Annotated in this window: 14 protein-coding genes; 6 read left to right on the top strand and 8 right to left on the bottom strand. The window is 75.1% G+C overall.

Features of this window, described 5'->3' with window-relative positions; genetic code table 11:
- The first annotated feature begins 171 nt into the window (after positions 1-171).
- Positions 172-2,850: a winged helix-turn-helix domain-containing protein gene (locus ACZ4K2_RS03550; protein ID WP_467470039.1), complete on the top strand. Its 2,679-nt coding sequence runs from the start codon at positions 172-174 to the stop codon at positions 2,848-2,850.
- Between the two features lie 249 nt (positions 2,851-3,099).
- Entirely contained in the window at positions 3,100-3,588 is a 489-nt protein-coding gene (locus ACZ4K2_RS03545) for an SHOCT domain-containing protein (protein WP_467470038.1), read from the top strand.
- Between the two features lie 87 nt (positions 3,589-3,675).
- Here the strand turns inward: ACZ4K2_RS03545 and ACZ4K2_RS03540 are convergent, their stop codons facing one another.
- The 5 genes from ACZ4K2_RS03540 to ACZ4K2_RS03520 all read right to left on the bottom strand — a co-directional run bounded on the left by ACZ4K2_RS03540 (position 3,676) and on the right by ACZ4K2_RS03520 (position 10,330).
- Positions 3,676-4,860, bottom strand: a complete 1,185-nt coding sequence (locus ACZ4K2_RS03540) for a cytochrome P450 (RefSeq protein ID WP_467470036.1) — start codon at positions 4,858-4,860, stop codon at positions 3,676-3,678.
- Between the two features lie 25 nt (positions 4,861-4,885).
- A complete protein-coding gene (locus ACZ4K2_RS03535; RefSeq protein WP_467470034.1) occupies positions 4,886-6,247 on the bottom strand; it encodes an NAD(P)/FAD-dependent oxidoreductase in 1,362 nt (453 codons plus the stop codon).
- Positions 6,237-6,446: a ferredoxin gene (locus ACZ4K2_RS03530; RefSeq protein ID WP_467470472.1), complete on the bottom strand. Its 210-nt coding sequence runs from the start codon at positions 6,444-6,446 to the stop codon at positions 6,237-6,239. The genes ACZ4K2_RS03535 and ACZ4K2_RS03530 overlap by 11 nt, the downstream gene beginning before the upstream one ends.
- A 483-nt stretch (positions 6,447-6,929) precedes the next feature.
- On the bottom strand, positions 6,930-9,116 hold the full coding sequence (locus ACZ4K2_RS03525) for a SpoIIE family protein phosphatase (protein ID WP_467470032.1): 2,187 nt from the start codon (positions 9,114-9,116) through the stop codon (positions 6,930-6,932).
- A 722-nt stretch (positions 9,117-9,838) separates the two neighbouring features.
- Complete coding sequence (locus ACZ4K2_RS03520) at positions 9,839-10,330, bottom strand: winged helix-turn-helix transcriptional regulator (RefSeq protein ID WP_467470030.1); 492 nt, start codon at positions 10,328-10,330, stop codon at positions 9,839-9,841.
- Positions 10,331-10,445: 115 nt separating this feature from the next.
- Between ACZ4K2_RS03520 and ACZ4K2_RS03515 the strand changes: the two genes are divergently transcribed.
- Positions 10,446-11,858 carry an MFS transporter gene (locus ACZ4K2_RS03515; RefSeq protein ID WP_467470028.1) on the top strand — a complete coding sequence of 471 codons (1,413 nt, stop codon included), beginning with the start codon at positions 10,446-10,448 and terminating at the stop codon, positions 11,856-11,858.
- Positions 11,859-11,994: 136 nt separating this feature from the next.
- Here ACZ4K2_RS03515 and uriT read toward each other — a convergent pair whose 3' ends face one another.
- The gene (uriT, locus tag ACZ4K2_RS03510; RefSeq protein WP_467470026.1) at positions 11,995-13,416 is read right to left on the bottom strand and encodes a uridine transporter UriT; all 1,422 of its coding nucleotides are present in this window, start codon (positions 13,414-13,416) and stop codon (positions 11,995-11,997) included.
- A 9-nt stretch (positions 13,417-13,425) separates the two neighbouring features.
- On the bottom strand, positions 13,426-14,397 hold the full coding sequence (locus tag ACZ4K2_RS03505) for a nucleoside hydrolase (protein ID WP_467470024.1): 972 nt from the start codon (positions 14,395-14,397) through the stop codon (positions 13,426-13,428).
- Positions 14,398-14,700: 303 nt separating this feature from the next.
- Between ACZ4K2_RS03505 and ACZ4K2_RS03500 the strand changes: the two genes are divergently transcribed.
- Positions 14,701-15,453 carry a GntR family transcriptional regulator gene (locus tag ACZ4K2_RS03500; protein WP_467470022.1) on the top strand — a complete coding sequence of 251 codons (753 nt, stop codon included), beginning with the start codon at positions 14,701-14,703 and terminating at the stop codon, positions 15,451-15,453.
- Positions 15,454-15,527: 74 nt separating this feature from the next.
- Here ACZ4K2_RS03500 and ACZ4K2_RS03495 read toward each other — a convergent pair whose 3' ends face one another.
- The gene (locus tag ACZ4K2_RS03495) at positions 15,528-16,001 is read right to left on the bottom strand and encodes a DUF6174 domain-containing protein (RefSeq protein WP_467470020.1); all 474 of its coding nucleotides are present in this window, start codon (positions 15,999-16,001) and stop codon (positions 15,528-15,530) included.
- A gap of 507 nt (positions 16,002-16,508) precedes the next feature.
- Between ACZ4K2_RS03495 and ACZ4K2_RS03490 the strand changes: the two genes are divergently transcribed.
- The gene (locus tag ACZ4K2_RS03490) at positions 16,509-17,513 is read left to right on the top strand and encodes an asparaginase (protein WP_467470017.1); all 1,005 of its coding nucleotides are present in this window, start codon (positions 16,509-16,511) and stop codon (positions 17,511-17,513) included.
- Positions 17,514-17,775: 262 nt separating this feature from the next.
- A complete protein-coding gene (locus ACZ4K2_RS03485; RefSeq protein ID WP_467470015.1) occupies positions 17,776-18,270 on the top strand; it encodes an LGFP repeat-containing protein in 495 nt (164 codons plus the stop codon).
- The last annotated feature ends 30 nt before the right edge of the window (positions 18,271-18,300 follow it).

The following is an 18,300-nucleotide window of genomic DNA, read 5'->3' as shown; positions in this document are numbered from 1 at the left end:
CGGCCACCCGACAGCCCGGCAGCCCGGCCGCCCCACGGTGGCCCGACGGCGTGCGGGGGCTCGCGCCGGGCCCGGCGGGGCGGGCGGCCCGTTGTGCGCGTGCCGTCGTGCCGGGCCACGCTTGAGTGAGGGGCGGCGGCCGTGCCCCGACGAACCAGTGGCGGTGAGACCATGGCCGTGCGGAAAGAGACCGGAGAGGGGCCGTCCGCGCCGCGGGCCGATCCCCGGGGGAACCCGTTCCTCCCGACCCAGTTCGTCGTACCGGCGCGGCCCGCCACGTTCCTGCGCCGCGAGAGGCTGCTGAGGCACCTCGACGAGGCACTCCTGACACCCCTGACCCTGGTCGACGGAGCGGCGGGCGCGGGCAAGACGCTGCTGGTCGCCGACTGGGCCGCGGCCCGGGACCGGCCCGTCGCCTGGCTCACCGCACCTCCGGCGGGCAAGGGATGCGGCACCTTCTGGGCGTACCTGCTCCGGGCCCTGCGTCTCGCGGACGTGCCGCTGGCCGAGGACGTCGGCACCCCCGCCGAACCGGGCCGCGTGGACGAGGACCTGCTCACGCGGCTCGCCGCCGAGCTGGGCGCCGGTGCGGGACCGGCCGTCGTGGTGATCGACGAGTACGACCGGCCGACCGACCCGGAGATCGCGGACCAACTGGACTTCGTGCTGCGACAGGCGGGACGCGGCATGCGCCTGGTCCTCGTCAGCCGCACCGAGCCCCTGCTGCCGCTGCACCGCTACCGGGCGGCCGGCGCCATCACGGAGATCAGGAACGCCGAACTGGCCTTCACCCCTCCCGAGGCCGCCGGCCTGCTGGCCCTGCACGGACTGCGCCTCCCGGCCGGTTCCGTCGGCGCGCTGGTGGACCGCACCCGGGGCTGGGCGGCCGGACTGCGGCTGTGCGCCCTGGCCGCACAGCGCGAGAGCGATCCGCGGGCGTACCTGACGGGGTTCGAGGCCGACCGCACCACGATCGCCGACTACCTGCTCGCCGAGGTGCTCGAACCGCGCGCCCCCCGGACACAGGACCTGCTGCTGCGGACCAGCATCCTGGACCGCTTCCGCGCGGACCTGGCCGACGCCCTCACCGGGCGGTCCGACGCCGAACCGATCCTCGCCGGCCTGCACCGGGAGAACGCGTTCGTCGAGTACGCCGGGCACGGCTGGTTCCGGTTCCACCCGCTGTTCGCCGAGATACTCCGTGCCCACCTGCGGGCCCGCTGCCCCGGCCTGGAACCCGAACTCCACCGCCGGGCCGGGCGGTGGCTGCGGCGCTCGGGACCGCTCGACGAGACGCTCGGCCACGCGGCCGCGGCCGGCGACTGGGAGTGCGCCGCCGGCGCGCTCGTCGGCGACCTCGCCATCGGGGAGATCCTCACCGGCCCGCGCCGTGACGCCCTGTCCGCGCTGTTCTCGCGCATGGGGCCCGAGCCCGCGACCCCCGCCGCCGACCTCGTCCGCGCCGCGGACCGACTGTCCCGGTACGACACCGAGCGCGGCCTGTCCTGCCTGGAGCGGGCCGCGCAGGCCCTGGCCCGGCAGGCCGCGGCGTCCGGCGGCGACGGACCCGGCCTCGCCGCGGCCCGGCTGAGCTGCGCCGTCCTGGAGACCCTGGCCGCGCGGCTGACCGGGTCCCCGGGCCGGGCGGAGATGGCCGCCCGGACCGCCGACGACCTGCACCGCGAGGTGCCCGGCCATCTCCTGGACGAGCATCCCGAGCTGATGGCGCTGCTGGCCACGCACCTCGGCGCGGCCCGGCTGTGGGCGGGCCGGTTCGAGGACGCGCGCACGGCCCTGCGCACGGTGGCCGACGGCCGCCGGCCGGCGTCGACGGCGCGGTTGCGCGCGGAGTGCGCGGGCCACCTGGCCCTGATCGACTACCTGAACGGCTGGGTGGGCCGGGCCGAACGCAGGGCCCTGGCCGCGGCGGACCGCTGCGGCCCGGCCCCGGCACCCGACCCGGGACCGGCCCGGCTCGTCCTGGCCGCGGTCGCCCTCGAACGGGACGAGCCGGCCCGGGCCCAGGCACTCCTCGACGCCGCGGCCAGAGCACCGCATCCGCCGCCGGACCCGGTCGTACGGGCGGTGCACGCCCTGGTCACCGGGCGTGTCCTGCTGGCCGGGGGCGACCCGCGGGGCGCGCTGGAGGCGGCGGACCGGGCCGTCGCCGCCGAAGGCGTGTCCCCCTGGGCGGAGGCGCACGCCGCCTCGCTGGCCGCCGCCGCGCACCTCGCCGAGGGCCGCCCGGAACTGGCCGTCAAGACGCTGGAGGAGCAGCCCGGCACCGACCCGGTCTGCCTTGTGGCGGCCGTACGGGCGGAACTGGCGGCGGGCAGGACCGATGCCGCGGCGCGGCGGCTGGCGCGAGACGGGCCGCCCGGACCCGTCGGCCCCGCACTGTCGGTACGGACCACCCTGGCCCGGGCGCAGGTCGCCGGGGCCCTCGGGGACGCCGCCGCCCGGCGCGGACTCGTGGCCCGCGCCCTCCGCGAAGCCCGGCGCGAACGGCTGCGGCGCCCCTTCCTCGAAGCCGGACCGTGGCTGCGGCCGCTGCTGCGCACCGAACCGCTGCGCGCGCTGGCCGCGGGGTGGCTCACGCCCGGCCCGCCGCCCGGCCGCCCGGACCCGGCCGCGCGGCCGGGTCCGCCGCCGGTGGTGCGGGAACTCAGCGGACGCGAACGGGACGTGCTGCGCCGCCTCGCCGAGATGATGTCGGCGGAGGAGATCGCCGCGGACCTCTACGTCTCCGTCAACACGGTCAAGACCCACACCAAGAGCGCCTACCGGAAACTCGCCGTGAACCGGCGCCAGGACGCGGTGCGCCGGGCGCGCGAGCTGGGCCTGCTGTGACGGCGGGCACGCCGCGGTCCCTCACCCGCGGAGGGTGAAGCCGGGGCCGGGCCGCGGGGCGCAGGATCGTACCGGCGGGAACCGGCCCGCCGCGGGTCGCCGGGCCCGCGCGCCCTGGGGGAGCGCCGGGCACCACGGTGCCTCGGCCGCCTCACCCGCACCGGGTGAGGCGGCCGGCCCGGTACCCGGCGCACGCTGAACACGGTCAAGAACGACTACCGGGCCCGCAGCCTGGACGGAGGAGTATCCATGAGCGCGCAGACCTATCTGGCGTACGACTATCCGGTGCTGGGCTTCTTCTGGTCCATGCTGGTCCTGTTCCTGTGGATCATGTGGTTCATCCTGCTCTTCCGGGTCATCGTCGACATCTTCCGCGACGACGACCTGGGCGGCTGGGGCAAGGCCGGCTGGACGGTGTTCGTCTGCGTCCTGCCGTTCCTCGGCGTGTTCGTGTACCTGATCGCCCGCGGCAAGGGCATGGGCCACCGCGAGCTGGCACACGCCCGCTCCCAGCAGCAGGCCCTCGACACCTACATCCGGGAGACCGCCCTGGGCGGCTCCCGCACCAGCAGCGCCGACGAACTCGCCAAGCTGTCCGAGATGCGCACCCGCGGTGACATCACCGACGCCGAGTTCGCCCGGGCGAAGGAACTGGTCCTCGCCGGCCGCGCCCCGTCGGCGAACACGGAGACCGCGCCGTCCGCCTCCGCCACGAGCCCCTCCACCCCCGCGCGCTGACACCCCCACGCCGACACCCCGACAGGGTGCGCCCCCGGCTTCCGGAAGCCGGGGGCGCACCCTGTCGGCCGTGCGGCAGGAGTGGTGTCACAACTGGACGAGCAGGTGGCGCGGTCCGCGCAGCATGGCACTCTGCCGGTAGGGCGGCGGGTCGTCGACCAGGCGTGCCGTGGCGAGGAGGGGGAGCAGCGCGCCCAGCGCGTCCTGCGCCTCGACGCGGGCGAGGGGGCCGCCGAAGCAGAGGTGGATGCCGCTGCCGAAGCCGAGGTGCTCGACGTCGGGGCGCCGGGGGTCGAACCGGTCGGGCTCGTCGAACCGGAGCGGGTCGCGGTTGCCGGAGGCCAGGGCCAGGTAGACGGACGAGGCCGCGGGTACCGGGGTGCCGGCGATGTCCATGTCGGCGAGCGGGAAGCGCTCACGGATGTGCACCGGTGGCTCGAAACGCAGCAGCTCCTCCACCGCCCGGGGCAGCAACTCGGGCTCACGCAAGAGGAGTTCCAGCTCCTCGGGCCGGCGCAGCAGGGTCAGCACACCATTGGTGATCAGGTTGACGGTGGTCTCGTGTCCCGCGATGAGGAGCAGTATGGCGGTCACCGCCAGTTCCTCCTGGGTGAGCCGCAGTTCCGGGTCCGGTTCGTTGACGAAGGCGGAGAGCAGGTCCCCGCTCGGACCGCCCCGCCGCTGCGCGGCGAGGTCGACCAGGTAGCCGCCCATCTCCGCCTGGGCCTGGTCGCCGGCCTCGCGCCGCTCGGTGTTGTCGTCCCCGGCCTTGACGTCGGCGGCCGAGACCAGCGTGTCGGACCAGGCGCGGAACAACGGCTCGTCCTCGTGCGGCACACCCAGCAGCCGGCAGATCACGCTGACCGGCAGCGGGTAGGCGAAGTCGTCGACGATGTCGACCTGCCGGCCCGCCTCGAAGGGCTCCAGCAACTCCTTGGTGAGACGGGCGATCTCGTCGCGCATGCCGTCGACCCGGCCGGGTGTGTGCGGCGGCCCGAAGGGTCGCATGGCCAGGTTGCGCTGCCGGTGGTGCTCGGGGTCGTCCAGCCGCAGGAAGGGCAGCGCGTGGGTCGTCTCGCCGCGGGTGCGGGGGTCGACGCTCATCCGGGGATCGTGCAGCAGGGCGGCGATGTCGTGGTAACCGCCGACGAGGTAGCTGCCGTCCGCCTGCTGCACCACGCGACCGGCCTCGCGCAGTTCCGCGTACAGCGGGTAGGGGTTCGGACGGCTGGCGTAGTCGGTGATCCGGGCCAGCAGGGTCTGGGAGTCCATCACGGCTCCTCGTGGTCGGACGGCACTAGGGATGCACCACCGTCAGCCGGCGGTCGGGGAGGTAACCGGTGAGTGCGACCGTCGGGCCGTGGGACAGCACCGAGGGATCCGGTACGGCGGACGGGATCGGGATGTCGGCCGCGAGCGGGCGGTCCGCGGCGCCGGGCGGGGGCGGGAACGGAGCGGCCGTCTCGATCAGATGGCGGTAGTAGTCGATGGACTTCGCCATGTCGACGGTGACCGCGGCGGTGACCCGGCCCTGGTAGCCGTAGACCATCGCCAGCCGGCGCGCCTCCAGGGAGCCCTGGGCGATGACCACGTGGTCGGAGAAGGTGGGGACGCCCACGGACTTGATGTTCAGCCCGAACTGGGTCGACCAGAACGTGGGGATGGCCAGGTGCGGGCGTCGCAGCGGCCCGGGGCTGACCATGTTGTGGGCGGCGACCGCGGCCTGCTCGACCGCGTTCCCCCAGTGTTCGAGGGAGAGCATCTGGTAGCCGAAGAGGGGGTGGGGGAAGCGGGAGACGTCCCCGGCCACGAAGATGTCGTCGGTGACGATGCCGTACTGGTTGAAGGCCCGGCACCCGGCGTCGCAGGCGATCCCGCGCGGGCCCGCCGCCAGTCCGGAGCCGGCCAGCCACTCGACGTTGCGGATCGCGCCCAGCGCCACGACGCACAGGTCGGCGCGGACGTCGCTGCCGTCGGACAGTTGCGCGCCGGTGAAGCTCCCGTTGCCGTTGAGGGCGGTGACCGTCACCCCGGTGCGCAGGTCGACCCCGTGGTTGCGCTGCATGACGGCCGCCAGCTTGGACAGGGTGCCGCCGAGCGCGCCCACCAGGGGCGCGGGGCCGCGTTCGGCCACCGTGACCTGGAGGCCCAGTTCGCGGCAGGCGGAGGCGATCTCCGAGCCGGTGAAGCCGGCGCCGATCACCAGCACCCGTTCCGGTCCGGCGGCCAGCCGCTCGGCCAGTTGCTCGCCCTCCTCGCGGGTGCGCAGGGTGAAGACCCCGTCTAGCGCGGCCTCGTCGGGGTTGGGCCAGGGCCGCGCCCGCGTTCCGGTGGCGATCAGCAGCCGGTCGTAGGGCAGGGACTCGCCGTCCTCCAGGAGGACCTGCTTGGCGAGCGGGTCCACACCGGTGGCGCGGACGCCCAGTCGCCAGTCGGCGTCCGGGTCCCGGCGCATCGGCAGTTCGGTCGTGTCCGCCGTCGCCTGCCCGAGCAGCACCTGCTTGGACAGCGGCGGCCGGTCGTAGGGAGCGTGGGGTTCGTCCCCGACCACGGTCAGGGAGCCGGTGAAGCCCTCCTCGCGCAGTGCCTCCGCCGCCCGCAAACCGGCCAGTGACGCGCCGACGATGACGATACGGCCGTCCTTGAGGTCAGCGGGCACCGCTGCTCACCTCCTCACCGAGGAGGATCGCCTGTACCGGGCACGCCGCGGCGGCCTGGCGCACACGCTCGACCTGGTCCTCGGGGACGGCCGTGGCGTACAGCAGCCCTTCCTCGCCGTGCAGCTCGAACACCTCCGGTGCGAGGAAGACGCACTGGGCGTATCCCTGGCAGCGGGTGAGGTCGACAACGGTCCGCATATCCATCACATCCTCCGTTGCCACGCCCCCCTCTCCTCCAGCATGGGGGCAGCGGTGGAGGCTCGCATGGTGAGTGCCCGGGGGCCGCGGCAGCCGCTCGCCGCCCCGCGCGAGGCGGCAGCGCCCGGCCGGACCCGCGAGAGCCCGGCGCGGGAACACCCCGGCCGCGGTGCCCGGTTGCCCGGGTCCCCGGCGGATGTCGGCGGTGCGGGGGCCGAGATGGCGGCCCCGGCGGCCATCCGCCGCCAGGCGGGGCGGACTTCGTCCGCGCCCGGCCGGCGCCGACCGGGCAGGGGACCGCCCCGCCCGGACCGCGAGGCGGCGCCGGGCGGAACCGTACGGCGACGAGGAGCGACGACCACGGCTCGTGCGCCACGCCCCGCGGGTGCACCGGCCCGGCTCGTGAGGCCCCGCGGCCCGCTCGGCCATGCCGGACCGCACGGGGGTGCGGACCAGTGGGCCACGGGCCTCGGGTGCGGTGTCTCACGGGCCGGCGCGGGGCGGCGGCCCGGGCGGTGCCTCCCTGCTGTCGGCGCCGGTCCGTCGTTCGTCGTGGTGGATGAGGAGCAGGGCGATGTCGTCGCTGCGGCACCCCGTGCGCCGGGCGTGGTCGATGATGTCGTCGGCGAGGGCGTCCATGGAGCCGGTGTCGGCGTCGGCCAGGTGGTCGGCGAGGGTGGCGGCGGCGTCCTCGATGTCGGTCCCGGGCACCTCGATGAGACCGTCGGTGTACAGGGCGAGCAGGGAGCCGGGCGGCAGGGGGACTTCGGCGGTCGGGTAGTCGGCGGCGGAGTCGATGCCGAGCAGGAGCCCCGGCGGCAGGCGCAGCACCTCGGTGTGACCGTCCGGATGCCGCAGGACGGGGGGCAGGTGGCCGGCGGTGGCGAGGCAGGCGTGGTGGTGGGCGAGGTCGAGGTCGACGTAGAGACAGCTCGTGAACAGGCCGGGGTTCAGGTCGGTGAGCAGGCGGTTGGTGCGGGCGAGTACTTCGCCGGGCGGGGCGCCGGCGGTGGCGTGGACGGCGGTGCGGACCTGCCCCATGAGGGTGGCGGCCTGCACGTTGTGGCCCTGGACGTCGCCGATGGCCGCGGCGGCCCGGGCCCCGCCGATGTGGATGAGGTCGTAGAAGTCGCCGCCGATGTCCATGCCGTGGCTGGCGGGAAGGTAGCGGGCGGCCACGTCCAGGCCGGGGACGCCTGGCAGGGCGGGCGGCAGCAGACCGGCCTGGAGGTTGCGGGCCAGTTGGTGTGTGACGTCGTAGAGCCGGGCGCGGTCCAGTGCCTGGGCGATCAGCCCCGCGATCGAGGTGAGGATGGCGCGCTCCTCCGGCGGGAACGTGCGGGGCCGGTCGTACGCGAGGACCAGCGAGCCGACGGGCCGGCCCGAGCTGATCAGCGGCAGGAAGGCCCAGGCGGCCATGCCGTCCTGCGGGACGGCGTGGGGGTGGGCCCGCTCAAGGTCGGCGAAGGCGCCGAAGAAGCCGGGGATGCCGGTGTTCAGGACGTGCGCGGCGGGGGTGCGGGAGGACAGCGGGGCGGCGTCGACGCGGCTCATCAGCTCGGCGGGGTGGCCGCGGTGCCCGATGAGCTGCAGCCGGCCCTCCTCCGCGGCCATCAGCGTCAGGGCCTGGGCCCCGAAGGCGGGCAGGACCTGGTCGGCGACCTTCTCCACGACGTCGCGGGCGCCGACGGCCTCGGTGAGCGTGGCCGCGAGGTGCATCAGGTGGTAGAGGGCCGCCGCGCGGCCCGGTTCGGCGGCGGGCGCGGGATGCACCAGGAGCGGAGGGGCCACGGCACCGGCCGAGGAGGTGGGGACGATGCGCACGCTGATCCCGGAGGCATCCGGGTAGAGGTGGAAGGACAGCCATGTGTCCGGCGGGCGCCGGGTGGTGAAGGACGTGGCCCGGCGGCTGAGCACGGCGGCCCGGTAGCGGTCCTCGGCGACGGGGTTGTCCAGCCACGGCAGAACCTCCCAGGGGCGGGTGCCCAGCAGGTCCGGGATGGTCGCGCCGAGGAGGCCGGCCGCCGCGCTGGTGAGGAAGGTGATGCGGCCGTCCACGTCGAGGGAGCAGCAGCCGCTGGGCAGGCGCTCGGCGAAGTCGACTGCCGCCTGGGCCTCCTCCGGCGCGGCGGCGCGGTTCCCCGGGGCGGGCAGGAGGTACGGTTCGGCGCCTGCCAGGACGGGCTGCCCGCTGTCGGCGGCCTGGTGCAGGACCAGGCCGAGCCGGTGGCAGGTGTCGGTGATCGCGTCCCGCTCGTGGGCGCTCAGCGTCGGCGGATGGGTGCTGGACCAGTGCAGCACCAGACCGCCCCACACCTGTGAGGCGGTGGTGATCGGGGCGGCGGCCAGGGCGAACGGGTGGGGGAGCACGAGCGCCAGTTGCGGGTAGCGGCGCGCGAGTTCCTCCCGGCTGCCGATCCACACCACGCGCCGGTTCCGTACCGCGTCGCTCACCGGGGTGGCGGCCCCCAGGGCGACCCGGGCCCAGGGCCAGGCGATCCGCCACGAGACACCGCCCAGGGTCGCGATCCGCAGCGTCTGCTCGCCCGGCGACAGCAGGTAGACGGCGCTCATGTAGGCGTCGTTCTCCTGCGTGAACCGGCCGAGGACAGGCACCAGGGACTCCGGGCCGAAGCCCGTGACGGGAGGGCCGGTGGCCGCGTCGGACACGGTTCAGCTCCTCACGCGCGCGCCCGGCGCCGGACCGCGGGCCGGTCGTGAGGGGCCGAGCGCGGTGTCCGCGCCCACGCTCGGGGCGGCGGCGCTCCGCGCCCCGGGTACGCCGTCGCGCCGGTGGTCCGGCACCGCGCGCCGCACCACCGGTCCGGGCCCCTTGTCTGTCGCGGTACGGCAGCAGCCTGCCGTACCCGCGCCCACCAGGACGGGATCGGACCGCCGCGCCACGATCCGCTCACGGGAGGGCGGTTCCGTTCCGGCCACGACACGCCTTCGGGAGACCGGCTCCCCTCCGGCCACGATGCGCCTGGAGGAGAGCAGTTCCGTTCCGGCCACGACCATCACCCGCCGCTCCGCACCCGCCGCTCCGCCGCCGCGGCCGTCCACCGGCACCGGGCCCGCCGAACCGCCTGCCCGTGCACCGGAGGGCGGTACGGGCGGCCGTGACCGGAAGGCTCCGGAAGCGCTCGACCGCACCAGCCGCACAGCGCGTCGCTCATACCGGGACAATACGCCCATCGTGTCGGGACGGCACCGTGGGTGGGGGAGAGGGGCCCCCGGTGCGGCCCGCGTCGTCACCGGTGTGGCCCGCACCGTCACCGCTCGGTGTGGCGCGCACCGTCCCGGCCTGTCGCGCGCCCCGCTGTCCCGGCCTGGTGTGCGCCGCACCGTCACGGCCCGGCGGTCGGCCGCCGCCGAGGCCGCCGGCCCGGCCGCTACGCCGGGGTGCCCCCGTTCCCGCCGGTCGCGTCCCCTCCGCCTCCCCGCACCTTCTCCACGACCGTGTCGTCCGGGCCCACGGGCCGGCCGTCCGCCGCCTGGATCCGCACGGGGCCCAGCGGGCGGCCGGTTCGGCGGTCCAGCAGGCGGGAGTGCTCCTCACCGGGGGCGAAGCACTCCGCCTCGCCCCACTGGCGCAGGGCGACGATCACCGGGAACAGGGCGCGCCCCTTGTCCGTGAGGAGGTACTCGCGGTGGGACCCGCCGTCCGCCGCGGGTCCGCCGCGCAGCACCCCGGCCTCCTCCAGCGAGCGCAGCCGCGCGGTCAGGATGTTCTTGGCGATGCCGAGGCTGCGGTGGAACTCGCCGAAGCGCCGGCTGCCGTCGAAGGCGTCCCGCACGATCAGCAGCGACCACCAGTCGCCGATGGCGTTCACGGACCGGGCGACGGGGCAGGGGTCGCTGTCGAAACGGGTACGGGCGACCATCCGCGGCTCCTCTCCTCGGACTCCCCGGACCCCCCGGGGATGGTTGCAACATGCTACCCCCGACCGCTACGGTCACGTCGGTAGCAAGTTGAAACCAAGTGGGGGAGGTTCCCGTATGGAGTCCCGGAGCCCGGGCGCGTCCGGCGAGAGCAGCACGGCGGGCACCGACGGGGTGCGCACCGCACCACCGGGGACTTTCCCGCCCGCCCGGCTCGTCCCCCTGCTCGCGGTCGCCTGCGGCAGTTCCGTAGCCACCGTGTACTTCGCCCAGCCGCTGCTGGTGACCCTCGGCGAGCGGTTCGCGCTGGGCCCCGGGCTCCTCGGCGTCATCGTCGCCGTCACCCAACTCGGTTACGCGACAGGCCTGCTGACGCTCGTTCCGCTCGGCGACCTGCTCGGCCACCGACGCCTGGTCACCGGCCAACTCGGGCTGCTGGCGGCCGCCCTGCTCGCCGCCGGCCTCGCGCCGGGCGCGGCGGCCCTGCTCGGCGCGCTCGCCGTGGTCGGCCTGCTCGCCGTCGTGGCCCAGACGATGGTCGCGGCGGCCGCCGCCCTGACCCCGCCCGCCCGGCGCGGCCGTGCCGTCGGGACGGTCACCGGCGGCATCGTCACCGGCATCCTGCTGGCCCGGGCCGCCGCCGGCGTCCTCGCCGACCTCGCCGGCTGGCGGGCGGTCTACCTGACGGCCGCCGCTGTCATCGCGGCCCTCGCCGTACTGCTGCGCCGCGCCCTGCCCGCGGACGCGCCGTCCCCGCGGGAAGGGCGGATGACGTACGGACGGCTGGTGGTCTCGACCGTCACCCTGTTCGCGGGTCATCGGCTGCTGCGGGTCCGGGGAGCGCTCGCCCTGCTGGTGTTCGCGGCCTTCAGCACGCTGTGGAGCGGTGTGGCGCAGCCCCTGAGCGATCCGCCGTGGTCGCTCTCGCACACCGCGATCGGGGCGTTCGGGCTCGCCGGGGCGGCCGGTGCCGTCGCCGCCGGGGCGGCCGGGCGCTGGAACGACCGGGGGCTCGCCCAGCGCACCACCGGTGCCGGCCTCGCCCTGCTGCTGGTCTCCTGGCTCCCGCTGGCCCTGACCCGGCAGTCGCTGTGGGCGCTGGCCGTCGGCGCGGTCCTGCTCGACTTCGCCGTGCAGGCCGTCCACGTCACCAACCAGACCCTGATCCACGCCGTCCGGCCCGACGCGGGCAGCAGGATCATCGGCGGGTACATGGTCTTCTACTCGGCGGGCAGCGGCCTCGGCGGCCTCGGCTCCTCCCTCGCCTACACGACCGGGGGCTGGCCGGCCGTGACGGCCCTCGGCGCGTCGTTCAGTCTCGCCGCCCTCCTGCTGTGGGCGGCCACCCGCCGCGTCGGACCGCCCGGCGACGGTACGACGGCACGGCGGCCGGACCACGCGGAGCAGCCGGCGCAGCCGGAGCCCCGCACGGCGCGGTCACCCGGCGAGTGCCCCGCCGGAACGGCCGGCGAGGCACCGGCGTGCGGGACCGCACGCAGCGGAGGCCGCGGAACCGGCCCCGGCTCCTAGCCGGGGCCGTCGCGGACCGGTACGGCCACGGGCGGTTCGGCCGCCCGCGGTCCGCGTATGCGTGGGGGACCGCGGCCGGCTCGCCGTCCGCACGCGACCCGGCCCCCTCCCGGCAGGCGGAGAGCCCGGCCTCCCGTCAGGCGGAGACCTCGGCGTCCGCGGGCCGCGGGATGAGGAAGGAGGCGCCCCACGCGGCCAGCACGACCACCACTCCGATGACCATCGCCGTGACGTACCCGCCGGACGAGTCGCTGCCCGCCGGACTCCCCGCGACCTGTACGGCGGACAGCAGGGCGAAGCTCAGTCCGGCACCCAGGCCGAACGCGGCCGAGACCAGCCCGGGCAGGAACCCGGGGTTCTCCTTCGGGGCGAGGACGACACCGAGCAGGTTCAGGACGATGTTGGCCACCCCCGCGTACGTCACGCCGAGCAGCACGGTGCAGGCGACCATCACCGGCAGCGAGCGCACACCCACCAGTGCCATGACCGCGATCACCACGGCACTGCCGCCCAGGCCCCAGCGCAGCACCCGCCGGTAGCCTAGGACCGGCGCGAGCCGCCCGGTGAACGGACCCACCAGCCAGCCCACCAGCGCGAACGGCGTCAGGAAGACCACCGAGGCCAGGCTCGAACCCATGCCGAAGCCCACCGTGTCGTTCTGCACGAACGACATCAGTACGCCGTTGACGGTGGCGAAGACGCCGATCAGCGTCAGCAGGGTGGTGAGCAGCGGGGCCCAGGTGGCGCGCCGGCGCAGGTCGCCGATCCGCACCAGGGGGTGCGTGCCGCGCTTCTCCGTCCGCCAGAACAGGGCGAACGCCGCCACCGCGACGACCAGCAGGCCGATGGCCAGCGGCCAGTTCGCCGCCCCCAGCTTCTCCGCCTGGTCGACGGCGACCAGCAGCGCCGCGACGCTCACCACGAGCGGGGCCACACCCGCCCAGTCCATCGGGGTACCGGCGGACGGCCGGGACTCCGGACAGCCCACCCGGACCAGCACCGCCGCGACGACCGCGACGACCGCGATCACCCAGAAGATGCTGCGGAAGCCGTGGTGGTCGGCGAGCCAGCCGCCCACCAGCGCGTCCACCCCGGCGATACCGCCGTTGACGGCCGCGACCACGCCCATCAGCGTGCCGAACCGCTTGGGGTCGGTGACCTCGGAGCGCAGCATCAGCAGGGAGATCTGCACCACGGGCCCGCAGGCGCCCTGGACGGCCCGCGCGATGTCGAGGACCGCGATGTTCGGGGCCAGCGCCGCGAGCACCGTCCCCGCCGCCATGAGCACCAGCATCCACTGCAGGACGCGCTTGCGGCCCACGATGTCGCTGAAGCGGGGCAGGAACAGCGAGAACATCGCCGACGCGGTGAAGAACACCGTCTGCGAGAGACCGGTGTTCGCCTCGTCGGTGTGCAGCTCCCGGGCCATGGTGACCAGGGCCGGGCTGAGCATGCTGGCGTTGAGCTGGAAGGCCGTGCACGCGGCGAGCAGCGCCGTCATCAGCGCCGCGGTCCCGGCCGCCGCCTTCGCCGGCCGGGTCGTCAGGTCAGTGGTCATCGGGCCGTCTCACTTCCGGACCTGGCAGAGCCGGTCGACGAGGAGGTCGGGGAAGGTGCCGTCGGTCTCCAGGACCACGGTCGTACGGGCGCCGGGCTGCTCGGGGTAGCCGAGGTGGATGCCTCGGGTGTCCGCGACGAGGGCGCCGCGGGCCGCGCCGTCCGCGGTGTCGACGGTGACGTGCAGGCGCGGCGCGAGCTTCGGGGCGACCTCGCCGACGGCGATGCCGGCCGCGAGCGGGTCGTGGCAGGCGGAGCCGCGGAAGGGCAGCGCGGTCCGCTCGTGGAAGGTGAAGTAGAAGTCGAGGATCTCGCCGGCGAGGCGGCTCACCGGCGTCCCGTTGGCGAGCAGCCGCTGCCGGTGCGCCTCGGTGAGGTTCTCCCGCATGGTCACGTCGAGCGGGACGAGGGTGAGGTCCCAGTCGGCGGCCAGCACCAGGGCGGCGGCCTCGGGGTCGTTGCCGATGTTGGCCTCGGCGACCGCGCTGATGTTCCCCGGGTGGTGGACGGCGCCGCCCATCACGGTGACGCGGGAGACCAGCTCCGGCAGCCGGGGCTCCTTGCGCAGGGCCAGCGCGAGGTTGGTCAGGGGAGCGGTGGCGAGGATGTGCAGGTCCCCGCCCGACTCCCGGGCCGTGTCGATGATGAGGTCCGCGGCGTGCCGGGGGTCCAGCGCGGCGGAGGGGGCGGGCAGGGTGACACCGCCGAGGCCTCCCTCGCCGTGGACGAAGCTCGCCTCGGCCTTCACCTCGCCGCGGAGGGTCGCCGCGGCACCCGCGGCGACCGGGATGCCGGTGCGGCCGGCGACCTCGAGTACCTGGAGGGTGTTGCGAGCGGCCTGCTCGGCACTGGTGTTGCCCGCGACGGTGGTGACCGCGCGCAGATCGACGCCCGGGGTCTGACACAGGTACATCAGCGCGACGGCGTCGTCGACGCCGGTGTCGCAGTCCATGAGCAGCGGACGTGATGCGAGGACGGACATGTCGCCTCTTTCAGGGAGACTTGGGGCCGCGCGAAGGCGTCACCCGATGGCTACCATCCTCAAAGTTGTCTGACATCTTTCGGACGGCTGGCGAGAGGGTAGGCACGGCCTCGCCGCGAGCACAAGGGTGATGCCGCACACGTCGCCTTCCGCTGCCGACGGAAAGCCGCAGCACTTCAGGCGGACAGGTGGGGAGCGGCCGGACCGGGGACCGGGGCGGGACGGCCGACACCCCAACGGGCTAGTCTGGACCGAGCCGGATGCCGGACCGCGAAATATGTCAGACAAATAAGGGGAGCTTCGATGCCTCAGCAGGGAGACCGCCGCCACTCACCCCGCGTCGAGCTCTACCAGCGCATCGTCGAGGCCATCGACGACGGCACGTTCCCCCCGGGCGCCCGGCTGCCCTCCGAACCCGCCCTCGCCGTACGGCTCGGCGTCAGCCGCCCGGCCCTGCGCGAGGTGCTGATCCTCCTTCAGGAGGACGGTGTCATCACCCGCCGGCAGGGCTCCGGCAGCACCGTGAACCAGTTGCCGCCTGCGCCGGGCCTGGAGCGTCTGCTGCCCGTCGAGACACTGCTCGGCCCCGGGGCCGTGCGCTGCCGCCGCCTCGCGGTGGAACTGGAGGAGCCCACGGACTTCTCCGGCTTCCACCTGCGCCTGGCTCCCGCGGAACGCACCTGCTTCTGGGAGACGGTCGTCGACGTCGACGGCACCCCGGCGTGCTTCGCGCACGAATGGGCCACCGACACGAAGACGCTGCGCGCCGTCGACCCGGCTCTGGCCGAGGCGGTCGGCACCGGGTCCGCCGCACCGGGCCGGGCCGCCACCATGCTCTCCGCCTTCCTCGACGCCGCCACCCTGCCGATGGCGTCCCGCAGCACCCTGGGCGCCACCTTGCTCGGCAAGGAGCGCGGCGCGGCCATCTCCCGGCCCGCGGAGACACCGGCACTCCTCCTCACCCAGACCGTCTCCGTCGCGGGCCGGCCGGTCCTGGCCGCCAAGTACCTGTTCCCGGCCGGGGCCCCGCTGCTCCACCTGGCGCCGCGCCGCTGACGGCGCGCCTTCCAGGTCACCGGCCGACAGGGCCGCCGGAACCCGCGGACGGGAGCCGTCCCCGCGGCACCGGATCAGCTCGCGGCCGGCGCGTAGGAGCTGATGGCGTACAGGGCTTCGTCGTCGATGGTGTTCTCGTCCCAGTCCAGCGAGATCCGCACCGGGTGGCCGTCGGCCGCGTACTCCGCCTCCGCCGTCTCCGCGTCCTCCCCGCGGGCCTGTTCCAGCCGCTTCAGCAGATCGCCGATCGTGGGCACCTCGGTGTGCCACTCCCGTACCTGCCGCCGGCTGTCCTCGTCGAGCCCGGCCACCTTCGTCACCTTGCCGTCGCGGACCTCGACCCGGAAGGTCCCCGCCAGGACCTGGGTGGCCGACGTCAGCGTGTAGACGTACGAGGCGGGCTCCTGCCAGCCGGCCGCGCCCCGCGCGGTGCCGCTCACCGGCTCCCCCCGGTCGGCGCCACAGGCGGTGGCACCGCACAGCAGGGCCCCGCTCAGCGCGACAGCGGACACGGACACGAGACGAGGGCGGGAACGCCTGGCGGTCATCACGATCTCCCTGGATTCCGGTTACCGCTGTGACGCCGGCGGGCTCGAAAACGTTCAGAGGCGGTTGCAAGTCGGTAGTGCGGTGGCCGCCTTGGGGGAGGTGGCGCGGAAGCCGTACACGTTCCTCCGGGCGGCACGAACCGGACGGAGCCGACTGGATCACCCGACGGGACGTCCCGCTCCCGCGCGGTGGACGGTCAAGGCCGGGACCGGGGCGGGGCCGGGATTGCGCGGGCGTGCCCAGGCCGGGGCCCGTGTTCCGGGGCGGCGCACGGGAGCGGTCCGGAACGCGGCGGTGCGCGCCGTACGACCGACACGCCCGTACGGCGGTTGCGCCCGGTCGGCCGGAGCCGGATCCGCGGCACCGGGTGCCGCGCGGAGAGCGGCCGCGGGTACGGTGGCGCGAAAGCCCAGGCGGACGACCCGCTCGGCCGGACGGCGGCTCCGGCGATCCCGGGCGGCCGACGGAGCGGGCCGTCCCCATCCGCGTCCGGGAGGTCACCGCCCATGTCCCGATCCACGACCACCACCGACACCGCCCACCCCGCCCGCCCCCGAGCGGCCGGCACCGGCGACGCGCCCGTCCTCGCCGAGGTCGTCCGGTCAGGATTCCCGGAGGGGCGGCACCGGGGCAGCCTGGTGCTGCTGGCGCCGGACGGCTCGGTGGAGCTGGCGCTCGGCGACGTGACGTCCCCCGTCTTCCCGCGCTCCGCCAACAAGCCGATGCAGGCGGTGGGCATGCTGCGGGCGGGACTGCGGCTCACGGGTGAACGGCTGGCCGTGGCGGCCGGCAGCCACTCGGGCGAGCCCTTCCACCGCGACCTGGTGCGCACGATGCTCGACGAGCACGGGCTGAGCCCCGCGGACCTGCGGTGCCCGCCGGCCCTCCCGCTGGACCAGGAGGAGCAGGAGAGGTACCTGGCGGCGGGCGCCCGCCGCGATCCGGTGGCCATGAACTGCTCCGGCAAGCACACGGCGATGCTCGCGGCGTCCGCGCTGCGCGAGTGGCCGCTCGAGTCCTACCTCGACCCCGGACACCCGCTTCAGCGACTCATCCGGACGGCGGTGGAGGATGCGGCCGGGGAGCAGGTGGCGGCGGTCGGCACGGACGGCTGCGGGGCGCCGCTCATGGCGATCGGCCTCACCGGCCTCGCCCGCGCCTTCCGTTCCTACGTCCTCGCCGAGCCCGGCACCCCCGAGCGGCGGGTCGCCGACGCCATGCGCGCCCACCCCGAGTACGTCGCCGGCACCCGCCGCCATGACACCTGGCTGATGCGGGAGATACCGGGCGCCCTGTCGAAGGTGGGCGCGGAGGCCGTCCAGGCACTCGCCCTGCGCGACGGACGCGCCCTCGCCCTCAAGATCGAGGACGGCGGCGCCCGCGCCCTCGGGCCGGTCCTGGCCCGCGCGCTCCACCTGGCCGGTGTGACGGCACCGGTGGTCGACCGCGTGGGCCGCACACCGCTGCTGGGCGGCGGCGCCGAGGTGGGAGAGGTGCGGGCGGTGTTCTGAGACGTGAAGGCGGACGGCGTTCCGCGGGCGCGCGGGCGGTCCGTCTCCCCGGAGCCCCTGGCCGGGGACCACCCAGGCAACCGGTGGGCAAGGCGCTCCACGAGACGCCGACATCCACTTTCGAGGTGTTTCTCCGTGAAAGGACCGAGTGGTCCCGTCCTGGGTGGTAGAACGGTGGGCCGTCGCCAGGCTCCGCCGGCAGTCGCCGCGGAGCCGGAACCGACGGACTCGTCCGCTCCGTCAGCGCAGCAGAGGTGGAAACATGAAGCACCCGAACGGAACCGTCCGGACCGGGAAACCAGCGAGGACGGCTTCGCTGCTGAGCCTGCTCGGCGTGCTGGCGAGCACGCTCGTCGTGTCGGCCGCCCCGTCCGCGCAAGCCGACGGCGACTACTGCGGCCACAGGGTCCTCGGCGCCATCGAACAGCGGTACCTCGCCATGGGCGGCCCCGGCGGGTCCCTGGGCTGTCCCCTCACGGAGGAGTTGGCCAACCCCGACGGTGTCGGCCGGCGAACGCAGTTCCAGAAGGGAACCGTCTACTGGTCGCCGCGCAGCGGTGCCTGGCCCGTCTGGGGAGACATCGGCACCTACTGGTGCGCCCAGGGGTGCGAGGCGGGATGGATGCGCTACCCGACGTCGTACGAGTACACCGTGGGCGGTGAGACCCGGCAGAACTTCCAGTGCACCGTGCTTCACTGGCAGGCCCTGTCCGGAGGGGCCACGAAGACCTGGTCCGACGGGAACACCTGCGCCTGACTCCGCGTCGCCGCCCTCCGACCGCACGCC

This window comes from Streptomyces sp. NPDC025833, from assembly GCF_055558055.1.
Note: the sequence above shows the minus strand (reverse complement) of the source record. Positions and strands in the feature narration are given on the sequence as shown.

Bases quoted from the DNA above. Each gene is read 5' to 3' on its own strand.
- uriT (WP_467470026.1), bottom strand. From the start codon at position 13,416: ATGACCACTGACCTGACGACCCGGCCGGCGAAGGCGGCGGCCGGGACC.
- ACZ4K2_RS03485 (WP_467470015.1), top strand. From the start codon at position 17,776: ATGAAGCACCCGAACGGAACCGTCCGGACCGGGAAACCAGCGAGGACG.
- ACZ4K2_RS03545 (WP_467470038.1), top strand. From the start codon at position 3,100: ATGAGCGCGCAGACCTATCTGGCGTACGACTATCCGGTGCTGGGCTTC.
- ACZ4K2_RS03515 (WP_467470028.1), top strand. From the start codon at position 10,446: ATGGAGTCCCGGAGCCCGGGCGCGTCCGGCGAGAGCAGCACGGCGGGC.
- ACZ4K2_RS03520 (WP_467470030.1), bottom strand. From the start codon at position 10,330: ATGGTCGCCCGTACCCGTTTCGACAGCGACCCCTGCCCCGTCGCCCGG.
- ACZ4K2_RS03490 (WP_467470017.1), top strand. From the start codon at position 16,509: ATGTCCCGATCCACGACCACCACCGACACCGCCCACCCCGCCCGCCCC.
- ACZ4K2_RS03495 (WP_467470020.1), bottom strand. From the start codon at position 16,001: ATGACCGCCAGGCGTTCCCGCCCTCGTCTCGTGTCCGTGTCCGCTGTC.
- ACZ4K2_RS03500 (WP_467470022.1), top strand. From the start codon at position 14,701: ATGCCTCAGCAGGGAGACCGCCGCCACTCACCCCGCGTCGAGCTCTAC.
- ACZ4K2_RS03530 (WP_467470472.1), bottom strand. From the start codon at position 6,446: ATGCGGACCGTTGTCGACCTCACCCGCTGCCAGGGATACGCCCAGTGC.
- ACZ4K2_RS03550 (WP_467470039.1), top strand. From the start codon at position 172: ATGGCCGTGCGGAAAGAGACCGGAGAGGGGCCGTCCGCGCCGCGGGCC.
- ACZ4K2_RS03505 (WP_467470024.1), bottom strand. From the start codon at position 14,397: ATGTCCGTCCTCGCATCACGTCCGCTGCTCATGGACTGCGACACCGGC.
- ACZ4K2_RS03540 (WP_467470036.1), bottom strand. From the start codon at position 4,860: ATGGACTCCCAGACCCTGCTGGCCCGGATCACCGACTACGCCAGCCGT.